Source organism: Caulobacter sp. LjRoot300 (assembly GCF_964253875.1).
Classification (GTDB): domain Bacteria; phylum Pseudomonadota; class Alphaproteobacteria; order Caulobacterales; family Caulobacteraceae; genus Caulobacter.
In genome coordinates this window covers 272,725-297,756 of record NZ_CAXUSA020000004.1, presented here as the reverse complement: position 1 = coordinate 297,756, position 25,032 = coordinate 272,725, and the positions used below count along the sequence as shown (strand labels likewise).

The 25,032-nt window shown below is 70.3% G+C and carries 25 protein-coding genes and 2 pseudogenes; 9 read left to right on the top strand and 18 right to left on the bottom strand.

The window, feature by feature from the left end; all coding sequences use genetic code 11:
- The first annotated feature begins 146 nt into the window (after positions 1 to 146).
- Positions 147 to 2,153: an SPFH domain-containing protein gene (locus ACSQ2G_RS15840; protein WP_436032433.1), complete on the top strand. Its 2,007-nt coding sequence runs from the start codon at positions 147 to 149 to the stop codon at positions 2,151 to 2,153.
- Between the two features lie 166 nt (positions 2,154 to 2,319).
- Complete coding sequence (locus ACSQ2G_RS15835; RefSeq protein ID WP_436032431.1) at positions 2,320 to 3,171, top strand: aldose 1-epimerase; 852 nt, start codon at positions 2,320 to 2,322, stop codon at positions 3,169 to 3,171.
- Here ACSQ2G_RS15835 and fixK read toward each other — a convergent pair.
- From fixK to cydD, 5 genes are all read right to left on the bottom strand, one after another.
- On the bottom strand, positions 3,168 to 3,815 hold the full coding sequence (gene fixK / locus ACSQ2G_RS15830; RefSeq protein WP_436032429.1) for a transcriptional regulator FixK: 648 nt from the start codon (positions 3,813 to 3,815) through the stop codon (positions 3,168 to 3,170). The genes ACSQ2G_RS15835 and fixK overlap by 4 nt on opposite strands.
- A 120-nt stretch (positions 3,816 to 3,935) precedes the next feature.
- Positions 3,936 to 4,565: a response regulator FixJ gene (gene fixJ / locus ACSQ2G_RS15825; protein WP_436032427.1), complete on the bottom strand. Its 630-nt coding sequence runs from the start codon at positions 4,563 to 4,565 to the stop codon at positions 3,936 to 3,938.
- Between the two features lie 3 nt (positions 4,566 to 4,568).
- Positions 4,569 to 6,068, bottom strand: coding sequence for a PAS domain S-box protein (locus ACSQ2G_RS15820; protein WP_436032425.1), 1,500 nt, complete (start codon positions 6,066 to 6,068; stop codon positions 4,569 to 4,571).
- Between the two features lie 6 nt (positions 6,069 to 6,074).
- A complete protein-coding gene (locus tag ACSQ2G_RS15815; RefSeq protein ID WP_436032423.1) occupies positions 6,075 to 7,787 on the bottom strand; it encodes an ATP-binding cassette domain-containing protein in 1,713 nt (570 codons plus the stop codon).
- A gap of 151 nt (positions 7,788 to 7,938) precedes the next feature.
- Positions 7,939 to 9,573: a thiol reductant ABC exporter subunit CydD gene (cydD, locus tag ACSQ2G_RS15810; protein WP_436032421.1), complete on the bottom strand. Its 1,635-nt coding sequence runs from the start codon at positions 9,571 to 9,573 to the stop codon at positions 7,939 to 7,941.
- A 124-nt stretch (positions 9,574 to 9,697) separates the two neighbouring features.
- Here cydD and ACSQ2G_RS15805 point away from each other — a divergent pair, with 124 nt between their 5' ends.
- From ACSQ2G_RS15805 to ACSQ2G_RS15790, 4 genes are all read left to right on the top strand, one after another.
- Positions 9,698 to 11,278 (top strand): cytochrome ubiquinol oxidase subunit I, encoded by a 1,581-nt coding sequence (locus tag ACSQ2G_RS15805; protein WP_436032419.1) that lies wholly within the window; start codon positions 9,698 to 9,700, stop codon positions 11,276 to 11,278.
- A gap of 14 nt (positions 11,279 to 11,292) precedes the next feature.
- Positions 11,293 to 12,438 carry a cytochrome d ubiquinol oxidase subunit II gene (cydB, locus tag ACSQ2G_RS15800; RefSeq protein WP_436032417.1) on the top strand — a complete coding sequence of 382 codons (1,146 nt, stop codon included), beginning with the start codon at positions 11,293 to 11,295 and terminating at the stop codon, positions 12,436 to 12,438.
- Positions 12,439 to 12,449: 11 nt separating this feature from the next.
- Positions 12,450 to 12,569, top strand: coding sequence for a cytochrome bd-I oxidase subunit CydX (cydX, locus tag ACSQ2G_RS15795; protein WP_035071806.1), 120 nt, complete (start codon positions 12,450 to 12,452; stop codon positions 12,567 to 12,569).
- A gap of 269 nt (positions 12,570 to 12,838) precedes the next feature.
- On the top strand, positions 12,839 to 13,291 hold the full coding sequence (locus tag ACSQ2G_RS15790) for a chemotaxis protein CheW (protein ID WP_028037890.1): 453 nt from the start codon (positions 12,839 to 12,841) through the stop codon (positions 13,289 to 13,291).
- A gap of 111 nt (positions 13,292 to 13,402) precedes the next feature.
- On the opposite strand, the gene ACSQ2G_RS15785 is transcribed toward ACSQ2G_RS15790, so the two are convergent.
- Positions 13,403 to 13,900, bottom strand: coding sequence for an ASCH/PUA domain-containing protein (locus tag ACSQ2G_RS15785; protein ID WP_436032415.1), 498 nt, complete (start codon positions 13,898 to 13,900; stop codon positions 13,403 to 13,405).
- Positions 13,901 to 13,991: 91 nt separating this feature from the next.
- Here ACSQ2G_RS15785 and ACSQ2G_RS15780 point away from each other — a divergent pair.
- A pseudogene (locus ACSQ2G_RS15780) lies at positions 13,992 to 14,099 on the top strand (hypothetical protein); the annotation flags it as partial.
- Between the two features lie 5 nt (positions 14,100 to 14,104).
- Here the strand turns inward: ACSQ2G_RS15780 and yihA are convergent.
- The 9 genes from yihA to ACSQ2G_RS15735 all read right to left on the bottom strand — a co-directional run bounded on the left by yihA (position 14,105) and on the right by ACSQ2G_RS15735 (position 20,879).
- Positions 14,105 to 14,761 carry a ribosome biogenesis GTP-binding protein YihA/YsxC gene (gene yihA, locus ACSQ2G_RS15775; protein ID WP_436032413.1) on the bottom strand — a complete coding sequence of 219 codons (657 nt, stop codon included), beginning with the start codon at positions 14,759 to 14,761 and terminating at the stop codon, positions 14,105 to 14,107.
- Complete coding sequence (gene yidC, locus ACSQ2G_RS15770; protein ID WP_436032411.1) at positions 14,761 to 16,644, bottom strand: membrane protein insertase YidC; 1,884 nt, start codon at positions 16,642 to 16,644, stop codon at positions 14,761 to 14,763. The genes yihA and yidC overlap by 1 nt, the downstream gene beginning before the upstream one ends.
- A 9-nt stretch (positions 16,645 to 16,653) precedes the next feature.
- The gene (gene rnpA / locus ACSQ2G_RS15765) at positions 16,654 to 17,061 is read right to left on the bottom strand and encodes a ribonuclease P protein component (RefSeq protein WP_404979906.1); all 408 of its coding nucleotides are present in this window, start codon (positions 17,059 to 17,061) and stop codon (positions 16,654 to 16,656) included.
- 123 nt (positions 17,062 to 17,184) lie between these two features.
- The gene (gene rpmH / locus ACSQ2G_RS15760; protein WP_012284717.1) at positions 17,185 to 17,319 is read right to left on the bottom strand and encodes a 50S ribosomal protein L34; all 135 of its coding nucleotides are present in this window, start codon (positions 17,317 to 17,319) and stop codon (positions 17,185 to 17,187) included.
- A 140-nt stretch (positions 17,320 to 17,459) separates the two neighbouring features.
- On the bottom strand, positions 17,460 to 17,777 hold the full coding sequence (locus tag ACSQ2G_RS15755; RefSeq protein ID WP_436032408.1) for a type II toxin-antitoxin system RelE/ParE family toxin: 318 nt from the start codon (positions 17,775 to 17,777) through the stop codon (positions 17,460 to 17,462).
- Positions 17,778 to 17,783: 6 nt separating this feature from the next.
- A complete protein-coding gene (locus ACSQ2G_RS15750) occupies positions 17,784 to 17,990 on the bottom strand; it encodes a hypothetical protein (RefSeq protein ID WP_436032406.1) in 207 nt (68 codons plus the stop codon).
- 47 nt (positions 17,991 to 18,037) lie between these two features.
- On the bottom strand, positions 18,038 to 19,033 hold the full coding sequence (locus tag ACSQ2G_RS15745; RefSeq protein ID WP_436032404.1) for an NADPH:quinone oxidoreductase family protein: 996 nt from the start codon (positions 19,031 to 19,033) through the stop codon (positions 18,038 to 18,040).
- 111 nt (positions 19,034 to 19,144) lie between these two features.
- A complete protein-coding gene (locus tag ACSQ2G_RS15740; RefSeq protein ID WP_436032402.1) occupies positions 19,145 to 20,206 on the bottom strand; it encodes an alpha/beta hydrolase in 1,062 nt (353 codons plus the stop codon).
- Positions 20,207 to 20,237: 31 nt separating this feature from the next.
- Complete coding sequence (locus ACSQ2G_RS15735) at positions 20,238 to 20,879, bottom strand: TetR/AcrR family transcriptional regulator (RefSeq protein WP_436032400.1); 642 nt, start codon at positions 20,877 to 20,879, stop codon at positions 20,238 to 20,240.
- Between the two features lie 61 nt (positions 20,880 to 20,940).
- Between ACSQ2G_RS15735 and ACSQ2G_RS15730 the strand changes: the two are divergent.
- Positions 20,941 to 21,081, top strand: a pseudogene (locus tag ACSQ2G_RS15730) (hypothetical protein); the annotation flags it as partial.
- A gap of 4 nt (positions 21,082 to 21,085) precedes the next feature.
- Here ACSQ2G_RS15730 and ACSQ2G_RS15725 read toward each other — a convergent pair.
- The 3 genes from ACSQ2G_RS15725 to ACSQ2G_RS15715 form a co-directional block, all read right to left on the bottom strand.
- Positions 21,086 to 22,480 (bottom strand): flavin-containing monooxygenase, encoded by a 1,395-nt coding sequence (locus ACSQ2G_RS15725; RefSeq protein ID WP_436032398.1) that lies wholly within the window; start codon positions 22,478 to 22,480, stop codon positions 21,086 to 21,088.
- An 80-nt stretch (positions 22,481 to 22,560) separates the two neighbouring features.
- Positions 22,561 to 22,881, bottom strand: a complete 321-nt coding sequence (locus ACSQ2G_RS15720) for a hypothetical protein (protein ID WP_436032396.1) — start codon at positions 22,879 to 22,881, stop codon at positions 22,561 to 22,563.
- 101 nt (positions 22,882 to 22,982) lie between these two features.
- A complete protein-coding gene (locus ACSQ2G_RS15715) occupies positions 22,983 to 23,876 on the bottom strand; it encodes a LysR family transcriptional regulator (protein ID WP_436032395.1) in 894 nt (297 codons plus the stop codon).
- A gap of 91 nt (positions 23,877 to 23,967) precedes the next feature.
- Between ACSQ2G_RS15715 and ACSQ2G_RS15710 the strand changes: the two genes are divergently transcribed.
- Positions 23,968 to 25,011, top strand: a complete 1,044-nt coding sequence (locus ACSQ2G_RS15710; protein WP_436032394.1) for an NAD-dependent epimerase/dehydratase family protein — start codon at positions 23,968 to 23,970, stop codon at positions 25,009 to 25,011.
- The last annotated feature ends 21 nt before the right edge of the window (positions 25,012 to 25,032 follow it).

Here is a 25,032-nt window from a genome sequence, read left to right as displayed (position 1 = left end):
TGAACTTCGTGTAACGGAGTTCTCGCGTCCGTGATCCGATGTGATCGCCCCATGATTGCGCGGCGCCGCGGCGTGCATACTTGAAGCGTGGCCGCTGATCCATGGAGCGATCATCGCTTCCCAGGCGGCCGCATGGGGCTACCTAAATGTCTAACCTCTTGGCGTTTGGACCGCTTGTCGGTTCGGCGCTTTTCGTCGTGCTCGCGGCGGCGTTCGTCGCTGTTTCGGGCATGGTCCGCTACATCGGCAACAACCGCGTCGCGGTGGTCGAGAAGCTGTGGAGCCGGCGCGGCTCGATCGCCGGCGGCCTGATCGCGCTGAAGGAGGAGGCAGGCTTCCAGCCCGACGTCCTGCGCGGTGGCCTGCACTTCTTCTTCCCGTTCCAGTACCGGCTGCACGTCCAGTCGCTGGTGACCATTCCCCAGGGCCGGATCGGCTATGTCTTCGCCCGTGACGGCGCGCCGCTGGAGGCCGACCAGACCCTGGCCACCCACCCGGCCGGCGTCGACTTCCAGGACACGCGCAAGTTCCTCGAAGCCGGCGGCCAGAAGGGCCCGCAGCGCAAGATCCTGCGCGAGGGCGCCTACGCCATCAACCTGGCCCAGTTCGTGGTGGTGACCAAGGACCGCACCTTCGCGCTCAGCCTGGAGCGCAGCGAGGCCGACCTGCTGGCGCAGATGGCCGAGATCATCGAGGCGCGCGGCGGCTTCGAGCCGGTGGTGATCAAGGACGCCGACGACCAGATCGGGGTGATCACCGTCCATGACGGCCCCGGCCTGCCCTCGGGCGAGCTGATCGCGCCGTTGGTCGGCGTCGATCCCGAGGACACGGCGACTTACCACAACAGCTTCCAGGAGGCCGGCAAGTTCCTGGCCGCCGGCGGCCGCAAGGGTCGCCAGCTGCAGGTGCTGGTCGAGGGCACCTATTACATCAACCGTCTGTTCGCGACCGTCGAGCGGATCGACAAGACCGTGGTCGAGGTCGGCCAGGTTGGCGTGGTGGTGTCCTATACCGGCGCGCTGGGCGCCGACACCTCGGGCGAGGGCTACCGCCACGGCGAGCTGGTCGCCAACGGCGAGCGCGGCGTGTGGCGCGACCCGCTGCTGCCGGGCAAGTACGCCTTCAACACCTATGCCGGCCGCGTGACCATGGTGCCGACCACCAACTTCATCCTGAAGTGGGAGACGATGGCCGTGGGCTCGCACAAGTTCGACGAGAACCTGGCCGAGGTGTCGCTGATCACCCGCGACGCGTTCGAGCCGACCCTGCCGGTCTCGGTCGTGGTCCACATCGACTACCGCAAGGCGCCGCTGGTCATCCAAAGGTTCGGCGACATCAAGAAGCTGGTCGAGCAGACCCTGGACCCGATGGTCAGCGCCTATTTCAAGAACATCGGCCAGACCCGCACCCTGATCGAGCTGCTGCAGGACCGCAGCGCCATCCAGAGCCAGTCGAGCGAGGAGATGAAGGCCAAGTTCGGCCTCTATAACCTCGAGCTTCAGGAGGTGCTGATCGGCACGCCGCGCCCGGCGGCCAGCGGCGACGACCAGATCGAGAAGATCCTGACCCAGCTGCGCCAACGGCAGATCGCCGACGAGCAGATCGGCACCTACGAGCGGCAGAAGTTCGCCGCCCAGAAGGAGCGCGAGCTGCGCGAGGCCGAGGCCCTGGCCAAGCAGCAGACGGCGATCACCGAAAGCCAGCTGTCGATCCAGGTGCAGCAGAACGCCGGCAAGGCCAGCCTGGCCCGCTCGGAACAGGAAGCCCAGCAGCGCCGGACCCTGGCCAAGGCCGACGCCGACGCCATCCGCCTGCTGGGCGAGGGCGAGGCCGGCAAGGTCGTGGCCCTGGCCCGCGCCGAGGCCGAACGGGTCAGCAAGGTGGGTCTGGCCACCGCCGAGGCCATCGCCAGCCAGGTCGAGGCCTCGGGCGGCGCCCGCTACCAGCTGGCCCGCCAGGTGGCCGAGCGCTTCGCCGAAGCCCTGGAGACCAGCGGCGTCGACGTGGTGCCCAAGGTCTCGATCACCGGGGCCGGCGGTGAGGGCGGGGCCAATGGCGGCGTCATGCAGGCCCTGCTGACCCTGCTGATGTCCGAGAAGCTGGGCCTGGCCGTCGACGCCAGCGACCAGCGGGTGGTGGAGGAGGTCGAGTAGGCGCTTCGGTCCGAAAGGGCTGAACCCGCCGTCGTCATCCCGGACAGCCTCACGAGGCGTCCAGGATGACGATCCTTTTGGGGCGTCTGCCTGTTTCGCCGTGCTTGTCTCGGCCGGGCGATGTGCGTAGGCAGGCCGCGTCACCGCCAGTTCCCGAGGCTTTCCCATGACCGTCGTCGTCCTGCAGACCGCCCGCGCCCGCCTCGAATTGCTGCCCGCCCTGGGCGGTTCGGTGGGCCGCTTCACCTGGGACGGCCGCGACGTGCTGCGGCCGGCGCCGGCCGGAACCGCCGAGGTGCTCGACACCGGCAACTTCGCCCTGGTCCCGTTCTGCAATCGCATCCGCGACGGGCGGTTCCGCTTCGGCGGCCGCGACGTCGCCCTGTCGCCGAACCTGGGAGACCATCCGCACGCCCTGCACGGCCAGGCCTGGCGCGGGACCTGGAGGGTGGTCTCGGCCGACGCGACCCAGGCGGTGCTGGCCTTCGACCATCCGCCCGGCGAATGGCCCTGGGCCTACCGCGCCGAACAGCGCTTCACTCTGGGCGAGACGGGCCTGCGCCAGGACCTGTCGGTGACCAATACCGGCGACGAGCCGATGCCCGTCGGCCTGGGCTTCCACCCCTATTTCCCGGCCCGCGACGGCGAGCGGCTGCAGGCCGGCGTGACCGGCGTCTGGCTGACCGACGAGGACTGCCTGCCCGTCCGCCACCTCGACGGCGTCTGGCGCTCGGACTGGGTGGCGGGCGCGCCGACGGCGGTCAGCGACCTGATCGACAACTGCTACACGGGCTGGAACGGCGTCGCGACCCTGTCGGCGCCGGGCGGTGCGAGCACCACCCTGACGGCCTCGCCCGAGTGCCGCTGGCTGCACGTCTATTCGCCGCCGGGCGCGGATTTCGTCTGCGCCGAGCCGGTGGCCAACCGTCCGGACCCGTTCAGCGGCGAGGACAGCGGGATCAAGGTCCTGGCGCCGGGCGAGACGGCGTCGGTGTGGATGAACGTCGCGTCGAGCTAGTCGACCATCGCCTCCAGCGCCGCACGATCCCGCAGCAGCACCTTGCGCGTCGTGGGCAGGGCGATCAGGCCGTCGTGCTGGAACTGGGTGAAGGTGCGCGAGACGGTCTCGATGGTCAGGCCCAGATAGTCGGCCATGTCCTGGCGGGTCATCGGCACGTCGAGCAGGGCCTCGGCCCCCGTCCGCTCGGCCAGGTCCAGCAGCAGGGCCGCGACCCGCTCGCAGGCGGTGCGGCGGCCCAGCATCAGCACGTGGTCCTGGCAGCGGCGCAGGCTGTCGGTGGTCAGCTCCAGCAGCCGGCGGGCCACGTCGCCGCTCTGGCTGGCCAGGGCTTCCAGCGCCGGGCGCGGCATGACCCGCACCTGGGCCGGGCCCAGGGTCTGGGCGGCCGCCCGGTAGGTCTGGCCGCTCTCCAGGCCGAACACGTCGCCGGCGAAATGGAAGGCCTCGATCTGCCGCCGGCCGTCGCGCAGGATCCGGCTGGTGTGCAGGGCGCCGGAGATCAGCTGGTAGATCCGGTCGGCCGGCCGGCCCTCGTCGAAGATCGTCTCGCCCGGGCCGTAGGTTTGGCGCTGGCCGTCCAGCACGATCGTCGCGGGCTGGCGAACGATGGTGACGGCGGGGGTCTGGATCACGGACAGCACGGCGATCTCCCGATCTCTTGGCCCGGCCAATCTCCGTCGCCGGAGCCTGGCCGTACAGTCGGGACCTACGCCTAAGGGGGACTACCTAGCCCGGCTTGAACACATCGATCGCCCCCGCGCTCATTCCCGCCGGACCGACAGGGTCATGCGCACCAGGGCGGCCAGGTTGTCGGCGTGCATCTTGGCCATCAGCTTGGCGCGGTAGATCTCGACCGTGCGCGGGCTGATGCCCAGTTCGCGGGCGATCACCTTGTTGGGTTGGCCGTCGACGACGCCGTCCAGCACCTGGCGTTCGCGCTCCGACAGGGTCTCCAGCCGCTGGCGGACCAGCGTCGCCTCGTCCGAGACGGCGCTCGCGGCGCCGTTCTGCGCGAGGGGCGGCGGCCCGGCTTCCAGGGCGCGGTTTAGGGCGTCGATCATCCGGCTTTCGCCGAACGGCTTCTCGATGAAGTCGGCCACCCCGGCCCGCATGGCCTCGACCGCCAGGGGGATGTCGCCATGGCCGGTGATCATGATGATCGGCACGCGGCAGCCCCGGGCGTTCAGCTCGCGCACCAGTTCCAGGCCGGTCATGTCGGGCATGCGCATGTCGGTGATCACGCAGCCGGCCCCGTCCAGCGGCAGGGCGTCCAGCAGGGCCAGGGCCGAGGCGTGGCTGACCACCTCGAAGTCGGCCGCCTCCAGCAGGAAGGCCAGGGATTCGCGGGCGCTCTCGTCGTCGTCGACCACGTGGACCACGGCTTCACTCATCGATCACGTCCCTGACCTGTTGTCCTCGTCGCCATCCCTACGCGGCGGCAGGACGAAGTGGAACACCGTGCCGCCCTTCGGGTTCGGATCGGCCCAGATGCGCCCGCCGTGCGCCTCGATGATCGAGCGCGAGATCGACAGGCCGACCCCCATGCCCTCGGCCTTGGTGGTCATGAACGGCTGGAACAGGCGCTCGCGGAAGTCGTCGCTGATGCCCGAGCCGGTGTCGGTGACACTGACCTGGACGGAACCGTTGTCCAGCCGTTGGCTGGCGATCGTCAGTTCACGGCGCGGCGCCTCGGCCATGGCGTCGACCGCGTTGCGGATCAGGTTGACCAGCACCTGCTGGATCTGCACCCGATCGGCATAGACGGCGTCGGCGGCCGGGTCGAGCTGCAGGCGGGTGGTCACCAGGTGCTCGCGCGCGCCGATCAACGCCAGGGCGGCGGCGTCCTCGACTACCTTGGACAGGCTCTCGGGCGCGCGCTCGCTGGCCCCGCGCCGCACGAACTCGCGCATGCGGTGGATCACGTCGCCGGCCCGCAGGGCCTGGGCCGAGGCCTTGTCGACCGCGTCGCGGACCTTGGCCTGGTCCTCGGGCCGGCCGCGGTCGATCAGCCGACGCGAGCCGGTCAGCAGGTTGGCGATCGCCGACAGCGGCTGGTTCAGCTCGTGGGCCAGGGTCGAGGCCATCTCGCCCATGGCGGTCAGGCGCGAGACGTGGACCAGCTCGGTCTGCAGGTCGCGCAGCCGGGCCTCGGTCTGCTGGCGTTCGGTCAGGTCACGGATGAAACCGGTGTAGAACGGCTGCAGCCCCCGGGTCTCGCCGACCGCCAACTCCATCGGGAAGGTCGTGCCGTCCTTGCGCTGGCCCATCACCATGCGGCCGACGCCGATGATCCTCTTTTCGCGGGTCTGGACGTAGCGGGCCAGGAAGCCGTCGTGGACGCCGCGATCGGGCTCGGGCATCAGCAGGCTGACATTGCGGCCGATCGCCTCGGCCGAGGTCCAGCCGAACAGGCGCTCGGCGGCGGGGCTGAACGAGGTCATGACGCCGGCCGGGTCGATGACGATCACCGCGTCGGGGGCCGAATCGAGGATCGACTGCAGGTGATGGGTCATGGCGGCGGCGCGCGAGCGGGCGGCATGGAACCAGCCGCCGCCGACCGACATGCCGAAACCGATCATCACGAACACCAGGCTGGACAGGGCCGTGGCCTGGTCGGGCCGTCCCTGCACCTTCAGCAGCCAGACCGCGCCCGCCGCCAGGACGGTGGCGAACAGCCCTGGCGCCAGGCCGCCGACCGCCGCGCTGATCAGCACGGCTGGCACGAACAGCAGGAAGGCCGAGGGGGCCGTGAAGCCGGGGGGCAGGGCCAGTTGGATCAGACAGCAGGCCAGGACCGTGGCCATGGCGGCCAGATAGGCCCGGGGCCGCATGTCGCTGTGCAGCGTCCCGGCCGAAACCATGGTCATCACGTGATAGCGGCCTCCGCTGCGCAAGGTCGGCTATCCTATAGCCGGTGGCGGAACGATTGGCAGTTCCCGATCGCACAAGGCGCGCGGCGCGGGGCGGTGGCTGACCAGCACCAGACCCTGGCCGGTGCGCTTCAGCCGCGCGTCCAGGCGCGCGACGACCAGGGCCTCGGTGGCGGGATCCAGGCCTTCGGTCGGCTCGTCCAGCAGCAGCCAGGGCGCGTCGCGCAGCAGGGCGCGGGCCAGGGACAGCCGCCGTCGCTCGCCGCCCGACAACCGCTCGCCGTTCTCGCCGATCCAGGTGTCCAGGCCCTGGGGCAGGGCGCGGACCCGGGCTTCCAGCGCGGCGTCGGCCAGGGCGTCCCACAGGGCATCGTCAGGATGGACGCCGGCCAGGGCGAGGTTGGCGCGCACCGTGCCGGCGATCATCGCCGCGTCCTGCGGGGCATGGGCGAAGGCGGCGCGGGTCAGGGCGCTGGGCGTCTGGTCCTCATATTTCAACCGCTCATCCCGGCGAATGCCGGGACCCAGATCCCCTAGCGGTGTGGATGATTGGATGTGGCGCGGAGCCTCTGGGATCAGCCTCAAAACCATTCCATCTGGGTCCCGGCATTCGCCGGGATGAGCGGATTTTGAGAAGCGCAGGCCAAGCAATCGTTCAAGCACGGTGGTCTTGCCCGCGCCCGAAGGACCGGTCAGGACCAACCGTGAAGCTGGCTCCAAGGTGAGATCGCCGAACCCAAGGCTAGAGCGATCCAACGACGCCTGAGCGTCCGCCGTAACAGGTTCATATCCCAACACCCCGTCCAGCCGTTCGGCCGCCGCGTCGGCGCCCGCCGCCTGCTCGAACGCCTTGCCCAGCCCCGCCAGGCCCTCCAGCGCCATGGCGGCGGCCAGGCCGGCCATGGCGGCCAGGGGCGTGGCGGCGTCGTGGGCGAAGGCCAGGACTCCGGCGACGGCCAGGCCCAGGATCGCGCCCTGCAGCGCCATCACCCCGCCGCCGGCCGCCACGGCCTGGCGCTTCAGGGCGTCCAGCCGCGCGCCCTTGCTCGCGATCTCGGCGGCCGCGCGCTCCTGCACGCCATAGACCCGCAACTCCGGCGCGGCGGCTGCGTAGGCGGCCAGGGCGTCCTTCAGGTCGCCGGCGGCCTGTTGGATCGCCGGGCCGGTGCGGGCGGTCAGGCGGCGGGCCAGGACGCGGACGCCCAGCACCGTCGCGGCGACGGCCAAGGCGACGACCAGGGCGCTCGCCCAGCCGGCGGGCGCGGCCATGGCCAGGCCGGCGGCGACGGCGGCCCCCGCGCCCCAGGGGGCGGAGAGGCGGATCAGCCGGGTCTCGATGGCGTCGACGTCCTGCACCAGGCGGGCGGAGGCCTCGCCGCGCGACAGGGCCAGGGCCTGGGCCGGCGGGGCGGCGGCGAGGGAGGCGTAAAGCGTCGGGCGGATGGCGGCCAAGGCCTTCAGGGCGGCGGCGTGGCTCGACAGGCGCTCCAGATAGCGGAAGGCGGTGCGCAGGACGGCCAACAGGCGGATGCCGGCGCTGGGCAGCAGGACGTTGAAGGCCTGGGCCGCCGCCAGTCCAGCGACGCCGGCGATCGCCGCCCCGGTCAGGAACCAACCCGACAGGCCCAGCAGCAGCACCGACCCGGCCCCGACGACGGCCGCCGAGAGCGCGGCTAGACGCAGGCCGTCGGCGTGGCGCTGGCGCTGCTGGCGGATCAGGGTGGCGAGGGGACCGGCGCTCATGGCCACATCCCACAAACGTCTGTCATCCCGGACAAGCGAAGCGCCGATCCGGGACCGCCGGAAGCGCCGGCGTTCAGGCCCCGGTCCCGGATCGGCGCGCTGCGCGCTTGTCCGGGATGACAAGCGTGACGGGTGGTGGTTCTGGGCCCGCTCACAGCCGCACCACCCGGTCGGCCAGGGCGGCGACAGCCTCGGAATGGGTGGCGATCAGGGTCGTGCGGCCGCGCGCCGCCTGGCGCAGGATCGGCAGCAAGGCCCGCTCCGAGGCCGCGTCGAGGTCGGCGGTCGGCTCGTCCAGCAGCAGGATTGGGGCGGGCTTGAGCAGGGCGCGGGCCAGGCCCAGCCGCCGCCGCTCGCCGCCGGACAGGCCCGCGCCGCGTTCGTCGAGACGGGTGTCGAGGCCGTCCCGGCCGTCCAGCACGGCGTCCAGGCCGACGGCGCGGGCCGCTCGCGCCAGGTCTTCGCGGGCGGCGCCGGGATGGGCCAAGGCCAGGTTGTCGGCCAGGGACCCGGGCAGCACCACCGGCGACTGCCCGGCCCAGGCGACCGACGCGGCGATCGAGCCCAGGTGCGACAGGCGCTGGTCGCCGATCGCCACCTCGCCGCCGCTGAGGGGCGCCAGGCCCAGCAGCAGGTTCAGCAGGGTGGTCTTGCCGCTGCCGCTGGGGCCCAGCAGGGCGACGACCTGGCCGGGGGCGATATCGAGGTCGAAGCCGTCGAACACCGAAGCCTCGCCGGCCTGGTAGGTCACGGTCACGGCCCGGAAGCGAATGGCGGGCGGGGCGTCGAAGGTCACGGCTGGCGCGGCGGGCGCTGGGGCGGGCAGGGCGGCCAGGGTCAGGGCGGCGGCCTCGGCGGCCTGGCGGTCGTGATAGGCGGCGGCCAGCCGGCGCAGCGGGGCGTAGACCTCCGGCGCCAGGGCCAGGGCGAAGAAGGCGCGCTTCAGGTCCAGCTGCTCGGGAACCGGGAAGGGCAGCAGCCGCAGCAGGTTGAAGCCGCAATAGACCGCCACCAGGGCCACCGACAGGGCGGCGAAGAACTCCAGCGCCCCCGACGACAGGAAGACGACCATCAGTACACGGATCGTCCGCCGGGCCAGGTCGTCGGCGGCGACTGAAAGGTCGCGGGTCACCGCCCCCTCGGCCTGGAAGGCCAGGACCAGGGGCAGGGCGCGGACTCGGTCGAGGAACAGGCCGGACAGCCGCTCCAAGGCCAGGAACTGCCGCCGCGACTCCTCGGCCGCCGCGCCGCCGGCCAGGGCCATGACCAGGCCGAACGGGACCAGGGTCAGCAGCAGGATCCCCGCCGCCACGGGACTGGCGACGGCGACGGCGGCGATGACCAGCAGCGGCGCGACGGCGGCGGCCATTCGCGCTGGCTCGAAGCGAGCGATATGGCCGTCCAGCGCCTCGACGCCTTCGACCACGGCCGACAGGGCCTCGCCGCCGCCGACGCGGCCGCCCAGCACCGAGGCGACGGCGTCCTGCCGCGCCCGGGCCTTGACCCCGGCGGCGGCGAGGGCCCCGACCTCGGCGGCGCGCTTGGCCAGCCCGCCCCGCGCGGCGGCGGCGAGGGCGAGCAGGACCAGCCAGGGCGCGGCGGCGGGCAGGCCGCGCGGCAGGGCGTCGATGGCCAGGGCCAGGCCGGCGGCGAAGGCGACAGCGGCGGGGACGTCGGCCAGCAGCCACAGCGGCGCGGTCCTCGCGGCGCGGCCGCCGGCCGGGCTCAGCGCCTTCAGCCAGGGTCGCGCGACGGCGTCGAGCTGGGCGGTGAAACTGGCGGTCATCGGCCGTCGTTAGGGTCTGGGGACGGGCGCGTCCTTGATCCGGATCAAAGCGCCCTGGCCGCCAGGCGTCTAGGGGTGGAAAGTCCTTGGCGCGATCGATCGCCAACGACCACCGGAGCGCTGCATGGACCCCGCCGTCGTCGACCTCTCCCGCCTGCAGTTCGCCCTGACGGCGCTGTACCATTTCCTGTTCGTGCCCCTGACGCTGGGCCTGTCCTTCATGCTGGTGATCATGGAGAGCGTCTATGTGATGACCAGGCGGCCGATCTGGCGCACCACGACGCGGTTCTGGGGCACGCTGTTCGGCATCAACTTCGTGCTCGGCGTGGCCACCGGCCTGACCATGGAGTTCCAGTTCGGCATGAACTGGTCCTACTACTCGCACTATGTCGGCGACATCTTCGGCGCGCCGCTGGCCATCGAGGGGCTGATGGCCTTCTTCCTCGAGGCCACGTTCGTGGGCCTGATGTTCTTCGGCTGGGACAAGCTGCGGCCGGTCACCCACCTGCTGGTCACCTTCCTGGTCGCCCTGGGCACCAACCTGTCGGCCCTGTGGATCCTGGTCGCCAACGGCTGGATGCAGAACCCGGTCGGCGCGGCCTTCAACCCCGACACCATGCGCATGGAGGTGACCGACTTCCGGGCGGTGCTGTTCAACCCGGTGGCCCAGGCCAAGTTCGTGCACACGGTCAGCGCCGGCTACACCATCGCCGCGGTCTTCGTGCTGGGGGTCAGCGCCTTCTATCTGCTGAAGGGCCGGTATGTCAGCGTCGCCAAGCGCTCGCTGACCGTGGCCGCCGCCTTCGGCCTGGCCTCGTCCCTGTCGGTCGTCGTGCTGGGCGACGAGAGCGGCTACGCCCTGACCGACAACCAGAAAATGAAGCTCGCCGCCCTGGAGGCCATGTGGGAAACCGAGCCCGCCCCGGCCGGTCTGACCGCCTTCGGCATCCCCGACCTCAAGGCCCGCAAGACCCATGACGAGATCAAGATCCCCTATGTCCTGGGCCTGATCGCCACCCGCAGCCTGGACCGGCCCGTCGCCGGCATCTTCGAGTTGGTCGCCCAGGCCGAGACCCGGATCGAGAGCGGCGTGGTCGCCTATGACGCCCTGGAGACCCTGAAGGCCGACCCGAAGAACCTGGCGGCGCGCGGCGTCTTCGAGACGCACCGCCGCGACCTCGGCTACGCCCTGCTGCTCAAGCGCCACGTCGCCGACCCGCGCACGGCCGACAAGGCGTTGATCCAGAAGACCGCCTGGGACACCGTGCCCAACGTGCCGGTGATGTTCTGGTCGTTCCGGATCATGGCCGGCATCGGTTTCCTGATGATCGCGATGTTCGCCACGGCCTTCGTGCTGGTCACGCTGCGCAGGCACAACACCCGCTGGTTCCTGATGCTCGCCGTGGCGGCCATCCCGCTGCCGTGGATCTCGACCGAGCTGGGCTGGGTGCTGGCCGAGGTCGGGCGCCAGCCCTGGGCGGTGGAGGGCGTGCTGCCGACCTTCCTGGCCCCTTCGTCGCTGAGCGTGGGCCAGATCCTGACCAGCATCGTGGTCTTCACCCTGCTGTACGGCGCCCTGGCGGTGGTCGAGGTCGGGCTGATCCTCAAGACCATCAAGAAGGGCCCCTTCGCCGAGCAGGAGGCCTTCCCGTCCGGCGCGCCGGGGCGTCCCGGAGCCGGCCCCGCCGGCGAAGCCGTCGCTTAAAGGAGATCGGATCCATGGACCTTCCCCTCGACTATCCGACCCTGCGCATCATCTGGTGGGGCCTGCTGGGCGTGCTGCTGATCGGCTTCGCCCTGACCGACGGCTACGACATGGGCGTGGGCGCCCTGCTGCCCTTCGTCGCCCGCACCGACGAGGAGCGGCGCATGGTGATCAACACCGTCGGCGCCACCTGGGAGGGCAGCCAGGTGTGGTTCATCACCGGCGGAGCCTCGATCTTCGCGGCCTGGCCGCTGGTCTACGGCGTCAGCTTCTCGGGCTTCTACCTGGCGGTCTTCGCGGTGCTGGTGGCGATGATCCTGCGGCCGGTCGGTTTCAAGTACCGGTCCAAGCGGCCGGACGCGCGCTGGCGGGCGTTCTGGGACTGGGCGCTGTTCGCCGGCGGCCTCGTGCCGGTGCTGGTGTTCGGCGTGGCCGTGGGCAACGTGCTGCAGGGCGCGCCGTTCAAGCTGGATGGCGACCTGCGCGCCACCTATCACGGCGCCTTCTTCGGCCTGTTCACCCCCTTCACCCTGGTCTGCGGCCTGCTGTCGGTCGCCATGCTGGTGCTGCACGGCGCGGCCTGGCTGGGCATCAAGGCCGAGGCGGGCGGGGCGGTCCAGGACCGGGCGCGCAAGTTCGGCACGGCGGCGGGGATCGCCACCTTGGCGCTGTTCCTGGCCGGCGGCCTGCTGGCCACGCGCCTGGGCTTCCGCATCGAAGGCGCGTTCGACCCCGCCGGACCTTCCAATCCGCTGCGCGGAAGCGCGATCGCCAGCCCGGGCGCCTGGTTCGACAACTTCGGCCGCCATCCCTGGATGCTGGTCGCGCCGGTGATGGGCTTCGGCGGCGCTCTGCTGGCCCTGCTGGGTCTGTGGCGGCGCTCGGCGGTCCTGGCGTTCGGCGGCTCGTCGGCCTCGGCGGCCGGGATCGTGGCCACGGTCGGCCTGTCGATGTTCCCGTTCATCCTGCCCAGCACGATCGACCCGCGCTCGAGCCTGACGGTGTGGAACGCCTCGTCCAGCCACCTGACCCTGTTCATCATGCTGATCGTCACGGTCGTGCTGATGCCGATCGTGCTGCTCTACACCGCCTGGGTGTTCAAGGTGCTGTGGGGCCGGACCAGCACGGCGGCGCTGAAGACCGACCCGGCCCTGTACTGAGGAGTTGAGCCATGTGGTATTTCACCTGGGTGCTGGGCCTGGGCCTGGCGGTCGCCTTCGGCGTGCTGAACGGCGTCTGGTACGAGTTCAACCTGACCGACGAGGGCGACGTGGGGGCGTCGGAGCCTTGATCCTCCCCCTGTGGGGGAGGCGGCCGAAGGCCGGCGGGGGGAGTCTTCGGATCGTCGATCCGGGCTGAGGCCTGCCGGTCACTCCCCCCTCCGTCGGCTTCGCCGACACCTCCCCCACAGGGGGAGGACCAGCCCGCGCGACAATTCGACGCCGTGCCGCAAGCGATGCATTAACCGTTATTAAACGGCGCTCGGGCTCTTGTGGCGGACGACGCGAAAGCCGGTTTTCGGCCTTCGCCGCGAAGACTTTCGACCCTCGGGATCCGACCATGACCGACCACGCCGAACCCGCCCTGGAGCTGATCTCGTTCTGCATCGGCGAGCAGGAGTTCTGCATCGACGTCAAGACGGTCCGCGAGATCCGCGGCTGGACCCCGGCCACCCCGATCCCGCACGCCCCGACCTATCTGAAGGGCGTCATCAACCTGCGGGGCGCGATCATGCCGGTCATCGACCTGCGCAACCGCCTGGGCCTGGGCGTCACCGTCCCCGAGACCCGCCACGTCATCGTCGTGGTCGAGTGCCAGGACCGCCTGGCCGGCATCCTGGTCGACGCAGTCAGCGAGACCTTCACCGTGTCGCGCGACCACCTGCAGCCGACCCCGGACCTGGGGACCGACGAGCTGCGCTTCATCCAGGCGATCATCTCGCTGGACAGCCGCCTGATCACCTATCTGCGCATGGACGACGTCTTCCCGGCCCAGGTCAGCCAGGCGGCTTAGGTCGTCATCCAGGGCGGCAACGAAAAAGGGCGGACCACGCGGTCCGCCCTTTTTGATTCAGCACCCCCGGACCGGGGACAGGCGCATGCGCCTGTCCCCAACCAATGCGACCTACTTCCCCCGCACGATCCTGGCCGCCGCGGCGTGGAAGGCGGCCTCGGCCTCGGCGGCGGCGGCCACGGCGCTGTGGCGGTCGGCGGCGACCGGCATGGCGGCGCGGCCGGTGGTGGGGGCGGCGTAGCTCTGGGCCACCTTGCGGGCGTCCTGGGCGCGCAGGGCGGCGTTGTTGGAGGTCGTCTCGTGCCAGTGGGCCAGCTGCGCCGCCGTCAGGGCGCCGTCGGCCGGCATGTCGCCGTGGTGGACCACCTCGCCGAAGCCGATGGCGACGAAGCCGTGGATGACGCCGTAGTCCTCCTCCGACAGCAGGAAGGTGATCTGCCGCTCCTCGACCTGGCCGGTATAGGCGTCCTGCTCCGGATCGAACTCGCGCAGCACCAGCACGTCGCCCACCGCGAACTCGCGGTCGTTGCGGCGGATCTCGAAGCGCTTCTTGCCCGAGCGCACGGCGGCGAAATACTGCGGCCAGGTCTTCAGTTCGTGACGGGTCATGGGAGGATTTCTTCGAAAAACGGGAGGCGTGGCCTTAGCCGACGGATCTGGCCGGAAGGTTAAGGCGTGAGAACGATCTTGTGGAGGTCTTGCGTCCTTCGAGGCTTCGCTTCGTTGCGCACCTCAGGAAGAGGGATTCAGCAACGGCGCTCCTCATCCTGAGGCGCCCGCGAAGCGGGCCTCGAAGGACGCACGGCGGTACAGTTACGAAAGACACGTCCGGGCGATCTCGGCGCGCAGTTCGGGCAGGCCGTAGCCCTTCTCCGACGAGGTCGCCAGGACCTTCGGGAAGGCCGCCGGCCGCTTGGCGATCGCCTTCAGCGTCCTGTCGACCGTGGCGTCCAGCTCGGATTGCTTGATCTTGTCGGCCTTGGTCAGGACGATCTGGTAGGAGACCGCCGCGATGTCCAGGGCGTCCAGGGCCTCGGCGTCCACCGACTTCAGGCCGTGGCGGGCGTCGATCAGCAGGTAGACGCGCTTGAGGTTCACCCGGCCGCGCAGATAGGCCCGGCCCAGGTCCTGGAACTTGTCGGCGATGCTCTTGGACACCCGGGCGAAGCCGTAGCCCGGCAGGTCGACCAGGCGCAGCTTCTCGGCCAGCACGAAGAAGTTGACCTCCCGCGTGCGCCCCGGTGAGTTGGAGGCGCGCGCCAGGTGGTTCTGTCCGACCAGCCCGTTGATCAGGCTGGACTTGCCGACGTTGGAGCGGCCGGCGAAGGCGACTTCGGGCAGGGTCGGGGCCGGCATGCCGTCCATCTTGACCGCGCCCATCATGAAGGTCGCCGGCTGGGCGAACAGCACGCGGGCGGCCTCGATCTCCTCTTCGCCGTAACCCAGCTCGTCCATACCCAGCTCGCTCATCAGGTGGCCCCGACGGACTTGCCGCTGAAGCGGGCGATCAGCTTGTCGATCGGGTTCTCGACCTTGTAGCGGTGCATGATGATGTACTGCTGGATGATGGTCAGCACGTTGCTCCAGCACCAGTAGATCACCAGGCCCACCGCGAAGTTCGACAGGGTGAAGGTGAAGATGATCGGGAAGAACTGGAAGATCTTCTGCTGGATGGGATCGCCAGCCGGCGGGTTCATCGCCGTGGTCAGCCACATGGTGAAGCCGTACAGCAGCGGCCAGACGCCAAGGTGGGCGACCGAAGCGCCCAGGATCGGCAGGGTGGCCGGATCCCAGTGGATCAGCCCGAACAGGTTGAACAGGGTGGTGGGTTCCGGCGCCGACAGGTCGACGATCCAGCCGAAGAACGGCGCGTGCCGCATCTCGATGGTCACCGTCAACACCTTGTACAGCGAGTAGAAGATCGGGATCTGGACCAGCATGGGCACGCAGCCCATCATCGGGTTGATCTTCTCCTTGGCGTACAGGCCCATCATCTCCTGCTGCTGCTTGGCCGGATCATCCTTGTGCTTGGCCTTCAGCTTCTCGACCTCGGGGGCGATCTTCTTCATCTTCGCCATCGACTCGTAGCTCTTGTCGGCCAGCGGGAAGAGGATCAGCTTCAGGGTGACGGTCAGCAGCATGATGGCCACGCCGAAGTTGCCGACCAGCTTGTAGAAGATCTCCAGCACATTGAAGATCGGCCGGGTGATGACCTCGAACATCCCCCAGTCCACGGCCTTGTCGAAGCTGGGGATGGCGGCGGTCGGGCGGTTCCAGAACTGCCACCAGACCACCGGCTTGCCGCCGTATTCGTAGCGGGTCAGCAGCGGCACGGTCTTGGCGCCGGCGAACAGGCGGGTGGTGTTGGTGATCGTCGCGCCGGCCGCCAGCGACCGCGGCGCGCCGGTGAAGGCCGATTCATAGACGTCGACGCCGCTGACCGGCTTCACCTGGAAGCGGCCCTTGATCATCTCCGACTGCTGGGGAACCAGGGCCGCCAGCCAGTACTTGTCGGTCATGCCGATCCAGCCACCCTTGGATTCCAGGTTGTCCTGGAGCGGCTTGTCCTTCTTCCACTTGGGGTACTTGGCCTGGTTCTGCAGCAGGTACTTGCCGTCCTTGACGCCGTCGATGCCACCCAGCACGCCGATGCCGCCCTCGTAGACGATCTGGGTCTTGCCCAGGCCGTGCGGGCCTTCGGTCGGAATGCCCTGGCGCTGGACCGAGGCGTAGGGGGCCAGGGCGACGGCCGCCCCGCCCTGGTTGCGGACGGTGTCGGCGACGGTGAACATGGCGTCGGCGTCGACCGAGATGGTGCGGGTGAACACCAGGCCCTGGCCGTTGTCATAGGTCAGGACGACCGGAGTGGTCGGGCGCAGCACCTGGCCGGGCGCGGCCGTCCACACGGTCTGGGGCGTGGGCAGGCCGCTCATGCCGGCGATCCCGGCCCAGCCGAAGTCGGCGAACCAGGCGTGCTCGGCGCCCTCGGGGCGGAACAGCTCGACCGGCGGCGAGTTCTTGTCGGCGGTCTGGGTGAAGCGCTTGAGCCACAGGTCGTCGATGCGGGCGCCCTTCAGGGCGATCGAGCCCGACAGGGCCGGGGTGTCGACGGCGATGCGCGGGCTCTGGGCCTTGGCCTCGTCGCGCGACAGCTTCAGCGGCTGGGGCGTGCCGTCGGCGCCGAGGGTCATGCCCGGCTGGGCGGCGACCTGGGCCTCGGCGGCCTTCTTGGCGCGCAGCTCGGCCTCGCGCTGCTTCTGCTGCGGACCCAGCACCAGGAACTGGTAGCCGATCAGGATCGCAAACGCGCAGACGATGAACATCAGCGTGTTTTTGTTGGAGTCGTTCTGCATGGGTTGGACTTAACCAGAAACGGAGGAATCGGACGCGGCGGGGGCGTGCGGTACGGGCGTCGCGCCCGGGCCCGCGCGATCGAGGTCGGCGGCGAGGCTTATCAGCGCGGTTTTGACATCGTCAAGCAAACGCCCCCAGTCCCGCTGGCCAGTTCCGCCGCGGGCGATGAACACATAGTCGCAACAGGGGCGGCCATGAAGGGGGAGAAGCAGCCTGGCGGCCTCGCGCAGGCGTCTTTTGGCGCGATTTCGCTCGACCGAGCCGCCGATCTTCTTGGTGGCGGTGAATCCGACCCGGATCAGCGGGTCGTCGTCGTGGCGCGGGCGCATCTGCATGAACACCGCCCCGCGCGCCAGGTTGGGCGCCTTGGCGGCCTTGAGGAAGTCGGGACGCTTCTTCAGGCGCTCGATCTTCATGGGCGCAACCGGGGTCTCGGTCATGAAAAAAGCCGCCCTTTCCGGCGCGGGCGCTGGGCCCGGTTCGAGGAAAGGACGGCTTCCATCATGGTCTTGTTCCCGCAGCAAGCGGGAGAAAGGCTGTTAGGCCGTCAGGCGCTTACGGCCCTTGGCGCGGCGACGCGCGACGATCTTCTGGCCGTTCTTGGTGGCCATACGCGCGCGGTAGCCGTGACGGCGGGCTCGCACGAGCTTCGACGGCTGGAATGTCCGCTTCACGAGGTGGCTCCGATAATAATGGGACGCGGAAGCCGGAGGGCCGCCGCGAGTGAGGGGCGGTGGATAAGGGAAGGGGCGGCGACTGTCAACCGGAGTCCGACACGAAGGCGAGTCGGATCAGGGGCTTGGTGGCGGCCTTTCTAAAGCCAAGCCGGATCGTCCTGGCCAGGCAACTTGACGTGCAGGATCCGCACGTCGCCCGCGGTGGCGTTCTCGCCGGTGTCGGGCACGACGCGGAAATAGATCGTGCAGCCGCTGACAATCCGCTCGCGCACGCCGGCGAACCTGTCGCTGACCTTGAACGTGACGGGAGCGTTGACGAGGTCTTCGAGCGCTTCGATGAGGTTTTCAAGGCGGCGGAGCGCATGAGGCGTTGGACCGCCATAGGCCAGGAACCGGTCCGCCGCAGCGACGATGTCGGCTTCCGCACGCGGGGAGACGACCAGTTCGCGGATCAAATGAGGTCAGCCGCGCTTGGCGGCCGCGACCCGGGCCCGAGCATCGTCGAGCACGCGTCCGAGAAACGCCGTGGCGTCCTGGCCGCGAAGGCCGAGACCCGCTTCGCAATCGAGATCGGCCTGCGCCAGGATCGCGGCGGTTCGTTGGTCGTCGGCCGAATGCAGGACGTCCTCGGAAGGGTGCGAAACGGCGGGGGCGCGTCGGCTGGACATGGCAAGATCATAACGCGCGCGGAGAACGATGGAAACCTGCCGTGCGGTCAGGCTTGGGTTGAGGGGGCTGGCAAGATCACCGCCTTGCCGATCACCTGTCGATTGGCCAACAGCTCGAACGCCTCGCGCCAGCGGTCCAGCGGCAGTTCGGCATGCACGTGCGGGCTGATCACGCCTTCGTCCGCCATCCGCCAAACCGCCTGGGCGTTCTCGCGGCCTTTGTCCGGAAACTGCCGGCCGTACTCACCGGCCCGCACGCCTACCACCGAGAAGCCCTTGATCAGCGGCAGGTTGACCGAGACGGTCGGGATACGGCCCGAGGTGAAGCCGACCGCCAGCAGCCGGCCGTCGAAGGCGATGCAGCGGACGCTCTCGTCGAAGACGTCGCCGCCGACCGGGTCATAGATCACGTCGGCCCCGCGTCCGCCGGTGATCGCCTTGACCCGCTCGCGGAAGCCGCCGGTGACGTTGACCACGGCGTCGGGGGCGTAGAGCCGCTGGATCGCCGCCAGCTTCTCGTCGGAGGCCGAGGCGGCGATCACCCGCGCGCCCAGGGCCTTGGCCAGGTCGACCGCCGCCAGGCCCACCCCGCCGGCCGCGCCGTGCACCAGCACCCACTCGCCGGGTTCCAGCCGCGCCCGGCGGACCAGGGCGACATAGGCCGTCAGATAGGCCGCGCCATAGGCGGCGGCCTCGCCGAACGACAGCCGCGCGGGCTTGGGCTTGAGGGCCTCGGCCGCCAGCACCGCATATTCGGCGAACCCGCCCAGCCGCGCCCCGCCGACCACGGCGTCGCCGACGCTCCAACCCGTGACGCCTTCGCCCAGCGCCGCGACCTCGCCGGAAAGGTCCAGGCCGGGCGTGAAGGGCAGGGGCGGCTGGAACTGGTATTCGCCCCGGGTCATCAGCAGGTCCGGGAAGTTGACGCTGGCGGCGCGTATCCGGACCAGCACCTCGCCGGGGCCCGGCTGCGGCGTGGGAACCTCGCGGACGGCGCAGCCGGCGAAGTCGGGGTCCAGGGTCTCGACGACGAGGGCGCGCATCAATCCATCCGCACGATGGTTGTCATCCCGGAAGCCTCGCAGAGGCTGTCCGGGACCCAGGGGACTGGGCGAAGGCGGTGCGGTTCACCTGGATCCCGGGCCTTCGCTTCGCTACGCCCGGGATGACAACGGAGAAGAAGCCTCGAACGCCGCCCGCACCAGCCGGGCGATCTCCCGGCAGGCCGCGTCTGCCGCCGGCACGGCTCCGGTGAACGCGGTGAACCCATGCGCCAGGCTGTCATAGCAGCGGTAGGTGGTCGGCACGCCGGCGGCGATCAGGCGCTTGGCGTAGGCCTCGCCCTGGTCGACCAGCGGGTCGAAGCCGGCGGTGACCACCACGGCCGGCGCCAGGTCCGACAGGTCGGCGGTTCTGTCGGGCGACAGGCGCGGGTCGGCCGGGTCGGCGTCGGCGCCGATATAGTGGCCCATGAACCAGTCCATGATCGGCCGGCTCAGCGGATAGGCGTCGGCGTAGGTCGTCATCGACGGCGTCTCGCTGGCCACGTCGACGGCGGGATAGACCAGCAGCTGCAGGGCCGGCTGGGGCTCGCCCGTCCGCTTCATCTCCTGGGCGACCACGGCGGCGAAGTTGCCGCCCATCGAGTCGCCGCCGATCGCCGCCGTCCCGGCCGGGGCCCCGAAGCGGGCGGCGTTGTCGCGGCCCCAGCGGAAGGCGGCCAGAACATCGTCCAGCCCCGCCGGGAACCGGTGGTCGGGGGCCAGGCGGTAGTCGACCGACAGCACCGCCGTGCGGGCGATGCGGGCCAGGATCCCGCAGAAGGCGTGGCAGGTCTCCAGGTCGCCGATCACCCCGCCGCCGAAATGGGCGAAGACGATCAGCGGAGCGGCGCCGTCCTGGTCGGCGGGGCGGTAGGCGCGCAGCCGGATCGGTCCGTCCTGGCCGTCGATCGACAGGCTCTCGTTGCGCACCCCCGGCTCGGCCGGACCGCTCATGGCCGCCAGGCCCTTGGCGCTGGCGGAGCGGGCCTCGTCCGGCGACAGGGTGGTCATCGACGGCATCCTGGCGGCCGCCGCGGCCAGGAACTGGAAGCGCGGGTCCAGGGTTCGCCCGCCGCGATAGACCGTGCCGCCGCCCGACATCGCCCGCAGCACTGGGCTGGGCAGCGACATCAGCGCCTTGAGGATGAACTTCTGGACGGCGGGGTCGGCCATTCGGGCTCTTTCTTGTGCGGTCGCGGTGAGGTCAGGGACGCGGCAGGGCGGGCAGGCCGCCCAGGATCATCCGGACGGCGAAGTCGGCGGCGCTGTCCACGTCGACCGGCCGGCGTTCCAGCATCTTGTCGCCGATCTCGCGGGCGACGGCGATGCAGGCGGCGGTGAAATAGTCGAGGTCCACGGCCGGGGCGTGGTCGTGCGCCAGAACCTTGGCGAAGGCCGCGCGCACCTCGTCGAACACCGCGACGATCTCGGGCGTGGCGCGGGCGTGGGGAAAGACCTCACCGGCCGGCCGGTTGATCCGCCAGCTCTCGTGCTCGGCCGCCAGGAAGTCAAAATAGGCCCGGATCGCGCCGCGCAGGAAGCTTTCGAAGTCCACCGCCTTGTCGGACTCGGCCCGCAGGATCGGCCGGAAGCGCCGCGCGCCGTCGTCGGCCAGGGCGTCGAACACCTCCTCCTTGGACTTGTAGTAGTTGTAGAAGGTGCCAGAGGCCAAGCCGGTGCGGCGGATGATGTCGCGCACCGTGGCGGCCTCGTAGCCCAGCTCGCCGAACACCGCCCGCGCCGCGTCGAGGATCGCCTGGCGGTTGGCCACCTTGGTGCGCTCGCGCTTGCCGGGACGGTTGTCCTCCGGCGACGGACGGACCGGGAAATAGGCGATGTTCGACATCGGACGCGACTCGTGGCGAGGCGCGGATGACGCCCCGTCATGATTTCAGCCTCATTCCGCGGTGGGGGCAAGCTCCAGCTCGCGGCGAGGCCGTGCGTCCTTCGAGGCTCGCCTTCGGCTCGCACCTCAGGATGAGGGATTCAGCGACAGAGTTCCTCATCCTGAGGCGCCCGCGCAGCGGGCCTCGAAGGACGCAAGGCGCCGCCTCATTCCGCCGCCAGTGGCAAGGCGTGCGGCGCGCGGGCCGGCACGGGCAAGGCCCCGCCGGCCGTTCGCGCCCGCTTCTCGCCGGCCGCGATCTCCTTGTTCAGGTCGGCGCAATAGACCCCGAAGTCGACCTGGATGGTGTGGCGGGCCGAGGCGTAATAGTGGCCGGTGTGGCGCTCCTCGTCCTTGGCGGTGATGCGCCGCATCTCGGCGACCGGGGGCGGGGCGTAGCGGCCGGTCAGGTAGGCGGCGACCAGCTTGGACTGCTGCTCGGCGAAATTGACCAGGGTTGGCAGGGCCTGGGCCAGACCCATGTGGAAGAGGTCGGGTACGCCGGGCTTCATCATCCGCTTGAACAGCGGCAGGCGATGGTCGGCGTCGGGAACCAGGGCCGGATCGTCCAGGAACGGGAAGCTGATCCTGTAGCCGGTGGCGAAGACGATCACGTCGACGGCCTCGACGCTGTCGTCGGCGAAGCGGACCTCGCGCCCCTCCAGCGCCTTGATCGCCGGCTTGAAGGTGATGTCGCCGCAGCCGGCCCGGGTCAGGAACTCGCCGCTGACCGAGGGATGGGCCTCCAGCGGCTGGTGGTCGGGCCTGGGCAGGCCGTAGTCCTCCATCCGGCCCAGGTGCTTGCGGACCAGCGCGCGGACGATCTTCAGGCCCAGCCGGCGCGGCATCCACGGTGGCATGGCGGATTTGTCCAACGGCTTGCCGTTCAGGTATTTGGGGAACACCCAGACCCCGCGCCGGGCCGAGACGATCAGCTTGCCGGCGATCGGGCGCTGAGCCAGCTCGCTGGCGATGTCCATGGCCGAATTGCCCATGCCGACCACCACCACGGTCTTGCCGCGCATGTCGACGGGGTCGAACGGGTCGCTATAGGCGTGGGCATGGAAGGCGACGCCGTCGAAGGTCCCGGGATAGTCCGGAACGCGCGGATCCCAGTGATGGCCGTTGGCGACGATCAGCACGTCGTAGAGCCGGGTCTCGCCGGTCGACAGGCTCACCGACCACAGGCCGTCGGTCGTGCGTTCGGCGCGCAGCACCTTGGTGTTGAAGGTGATGGTCTGGCGCAGGCCGAAATGGGCGACATAGGCCTTGAAGTACGCCAGGACCTGGCTGTGGTGCGGGAAGTCGGGCCAGTCCGGCGGGACCGGGAAGTCCTCGAAGGCCAGCCGCCATTTCGAGGTGTCGATGTGCAGGCTTTCGTAGCAGGCCGACAGCCCGTTGGGGTTCCTGTAGTACCAGTTGCCGCCGACGTCGTCGGAGGCCTCGAAGCAGTCATAGGGGACGCCGGCGTCCTTCAGCCGTTTGGCGGTGGTGAAGCCGCTGCAGCCCGCGCCGATGATGCAGGCCTTGGGAAGCCGTGCGGATGGCGTAGCGGAGGTCATCGCCCCCTCCCTGACTTATCGTTGTTCAGGTGAGCGTATCAGCGTTATGCCAGCCGTCAAACCGCCTTGGGCGGCCGCGCTCAGTTGCCGAGCAGTCGCGGCGAATAGGTGGCCGTGCAGCGCGACTTGCACTGCATCCACTGGGTCGGGCAGCTGTCGTCGTCGCCGTTGGCCCGGCAGAAGAAGTAGGTGCGGTTGCAGGACGACCGGCACTGGTCCGGATCGCGGGCCTGGGCGGCGCCGGTCAGCGGGATCAGCGGCGGCGGCAGGGCGGGGGTGTCGTCCTGTGGCGGCGCCCTGCTGGGGGCGGCGGGAACGACGCGCGTCGGCTTGGCCGTCTGGGCCGTGGCCGAGCCGGCCAGGGCGGCGAGGATCAGCAGGCAGGCGAGGACGCGGCGCATGGGGAGGGGTTCTAGCAGGACCGCGTTGAGGTTCGGTTAACCACGTTTTTTAGGGCCGCGCTTTCAATGGGGACAGGCGCATGCGCCTGTCCCCAGCGCGCTCACGGCTGCGACGTCGCCAGGAACGCGTCCAGCCCCTCGGCCAGGTGGTCGAACATCGCCCGCATCCGCAACGTCGCGCGCAGGTCCTCGTGCATGACCAGCCAGACGGGCAGGTCGAAGCCGATCTGGCCGGGGCAGACCGGGACCAGGTCGGGGTCGCGGCGAGCCACCCCGTGCTGAATGAAGCCGATGCCGAAGCCCGCTCGCACGGCGGCCAGCTGGGCCAGGTCGCTGTCGGCCCGGAAGGCGAAGCCCTGGGGCGGCAGCGGCACGCGCTGGACCAGGCCGCGCAGGAACGGCGTGCCCTTGTCGAAGCCGATCACCGCATGGTCGGGCAGGGCGTCGAGGGTGGCGGGGGCCCCCTGGACCTCCACATAGCGGCGGTGGGCGTAGAGCCCCAGATGGGTGTCCGCCAGCCGGCGGGCGACCAGAGCCTCCTGGGTGGGGCGGACCATGCGCACGGCGATGTCGGCCGCGCCGCGCAGCAGGTCCTGCTGCTGGTTGTCCAGCGACAGCTCGAGGGACACGGCCGGATGCAGCGGGCGGAAGTCGGCCAGGATCGGTGGCAGCACCTCGGCGCCGATGATCTCGCTGGCGGTCAGGCGCACCACGCCGCGGGCCGTGTCGCCGGCCCCGGACGCGGCGCGGACCAGGGCGCTGGCCGCCCCGGCCATGGCCTGGGCGTGGGGCCGCAGGTCCAGCGCGGCGTCGGTGGGTTTCAGGCCCTGGGGCGAGCGGGTGAACAGGGCCACGCCCAGGGCGCGCTCCAGTTCGGCCACCTGGCGGCCCAGGGTCGGCTGGGTCAGGCCCAGGGCGCGGGCGGCGGCCGACAGGCTGCCCTCGGTCATCACCGCCAGGAAGGCGCGGTACAGGCTCCAGTCCGGCTCACTCATGCATTCATGCATGGCAGATCAAGACAGTTCGTCAATTCTCGTTTGGGCTGTCGTGGCCGATCTTGTCCTCACAACCGATGGAGAGAGCGACATGACCACGACCCAGCAACGCACCGCCCTGGTGATCGGCGCGACCGGCGGCATCGGCGGCGAAGCCGCTTCGGCCCTGGCCCGCCACGGCTGGACCGTCCGCGCCCTGACCCGCCGCGCCCAGCCGGCCCCAAAAACCGCAAAGGGGGCGGGGATCGACTGGATCGAGGGCGACGCCATGGTCGCCGCCGACGTCGCCCGCGCCGCCCGGGGCGTCCAGCTGATCGTCCACGCCGCCAACCCGCCCGGCTACCGTAACTGGGGCAAGCTGGTCCTGCCGATGCTGGACAGCACCATCGCCGCCGCCAAGGCCGAGGGGGCGCGGATCCTGCTGCCGGGCACGGTGTATAATTTCGGCGTCGAGACCTTCCCGCGGATCGACGAGACCGCGCCTCAGGCCCCGACCACGCGCAAGGGCAAGATCCGGGTCGAGATGGAGCGACGGTTGAAGGCCGCCTCGGCGCAGGGCGCGCCGGTGCTGATCGTCCGGGCCGGCGACTTCTTCGGCCCGCACGCCGGCAACAACTGGTTCGGCCAGGCCGTGATCAAGCCGGGCGCGGCGCTGAAGTCGGTGACCGAGCCCTCCACCCGAGGCCTCGCCCACGCCTGGGCCTATCTGCCCGACCTGGCCGAGACCATGGCCCGGCTGCTGGACCAGGCCGATCGCCTCGCGGCCTTCGAGGTCTTCCACTTCGGCGGCCATCACCTGGCCTGGGGCGAGATGGCGGCTTCGGTGCGGCGGGTGACGAACCAGCCCCGGTTGCCGGTCATGGGCTTTCCCTGGTGGCTGGTCGCGGCCCTGTCGCCGGTCGTGCCGCTGTTCCACGAGATGGCCGAGATGCGCTACCTGTGGCGCGAGCCGCTGGCGCTGGACGACCGCAAGCTCCGGACGTTCCTGGGCGAGGTTCCGCACACCCCGCTGGACGCGGCGGTGGCGGCGAGCCTGCGAGGGCTGGGGTGTCTGGAGAACCCGGCGAAGGCCACGGAAGGAGGGGACACACACTCATGCCGAGGCCCTGCCAGGTCGGCCGAGGCCTTTGGGTGAGTGTGTGTCCCCTGTTTCTGG

Coding starts and splice junctions, on each gene's coding strand:
- cydD (WP_436032421.1), bottom strand. CDS start 9,573: ATGACCGCCAGTTTCACCGCCCAGCTCGACGCCGTCGCGCGACCCTGG.
- ACSQ2G_RS15815 (WP_436032423.1), bottom strand. CDS start 7,787: ATGAGCGCCGGTCCCCTCGCCACCCTGATCCGCCAGCAGCGCCAGCGC.
- ACSQ2G_RS15750 (WP_436032406.1), bottom strand. CDS start 17,990: ATGTCCAGCCGACGCGCCCCCGCCGTTTCGCACCCTTCCGAGGACGTC.
- rnpA (WP_404979906.1), bottom strand. CDS start 17,061: ATGAAGATCGAGCGCCTGAAGAAGCGTCCCGACTTCCTCAAGGCCGCC.
- ACSQ2G_RS15790 (WP_028037890.1), top strand. CDS start 12,839: ATGACCGACCACGCCGAACCCGCCCTGGAGCTGATCTCGTTCTGCATC.
- ACSQ2G_RS15735 (WP_436032400.1), bottom strand. CDS start 20,879: ATGTCGAACATCGCCTATTTCCCGGTCCGTCCGTCGCCGGAGGACAAC.
- ACSQ2G_RS15745 (WP_436032404.1), bottom strand. CDS start 19,033: ATGCGCGCCCTCGTCGTCGAGACCCTGGACCCCGACTTCGCCGGCTGC.
- yihA (WP_436032413.1), bottom strand. CDS start 14,761: ATGAGCGAGCTGGGTATGGACGAGCTGGGTTACGGCGAAGAGGAGATC.
- ACSQ2G_RS15720 (WP_436032396.1), bottom strand. CDS start 22,881: ATGCGCCGCGTCCTCGCCTGCCTGCTGATCCTCGCCGCCCTGGCCGGC.
- ACSQ2G_RS15725 (WP_436032398.1), bottom strand. CDS start 22,480: ATGACCTCCGCTACGCCATCCGCACGGCTTCCCAAGGCCTGCATCATC.
- ACSQ2G_RS15805 (WP_436032419.1), top strand. CDS start 9,698: ATGGACCCCGCCGTCGTCGACCTCTCCCGCCTGCAGTTCGCCCTGACG.
- cydB (WP_436032417.1), top strand. CDS start 11,293: ATGGACCTTCCCCTCGACTATCCGACCCTGCGCATCATCTGGTGGGGC.
- ACSQ2G_RS15740 (WP_436032402.1), bottom strand. CDS start 20,206: ATGGCCGACCCCGCCGTCCAGAAGTTCATCCTCAAGGCGCTGATGTCG.
- ACSQ2G_RS15710 (WP_436032394.1), top strand. CDS start 23,968: ATGACCACGACCCAGCAACGCACCGCCCTGGTGATCGGCGCGACCGGC.
- cydX (WP_035071806.1), top strand. CDS start 12,450: ATGTGGTATTTCACCTGGGTGCTGGGCCTGGGCCTGGCGGTCGCCTTC.
- yidC (WP_436032411.1), bottom strand. CDS start 16,644: ATGCAGAACGACTCCAACAAAAACACGCTGATGTTCATCGTCTGCGCG.
- fixJ (WP_436032427.1), bottom strand. CDS start 4,565: ATGAGTGAAGCCGTGGTCCACGTGGTCGACGACGACGAGAGCGCCCGC.
- ACSQ2G_RS15840 (WP_436032433.1), top strand. CDS start 147: ATGTCTAACCTCTTGGCGTTTGGACCGCTTGTCGGTTCGGCGCTTTTC.
- ACSQ2G_RS15715 (WP_436032395.1), bottom strand. CDS start 23,876: ATGAGTGAGCCGGACTGGAGCCTGTACCGCGCCTTCCTGGCGGTGATG.
- ACSQ2G_RS15835 (WP_436032431.1), top strand. CDS start 2,320: ATGACCGTCGTCGTCCTGCAGACCGCCCGCGCCCGCCTCGAATTGCTG.
- ACSQ2G_RS15785 (WP_436032415.1), bottom strand. CDS start 13,900: ATGACCCGTCACGAACTGAAGACCTGGCCGCAGTATTTCGCCGCCGTG.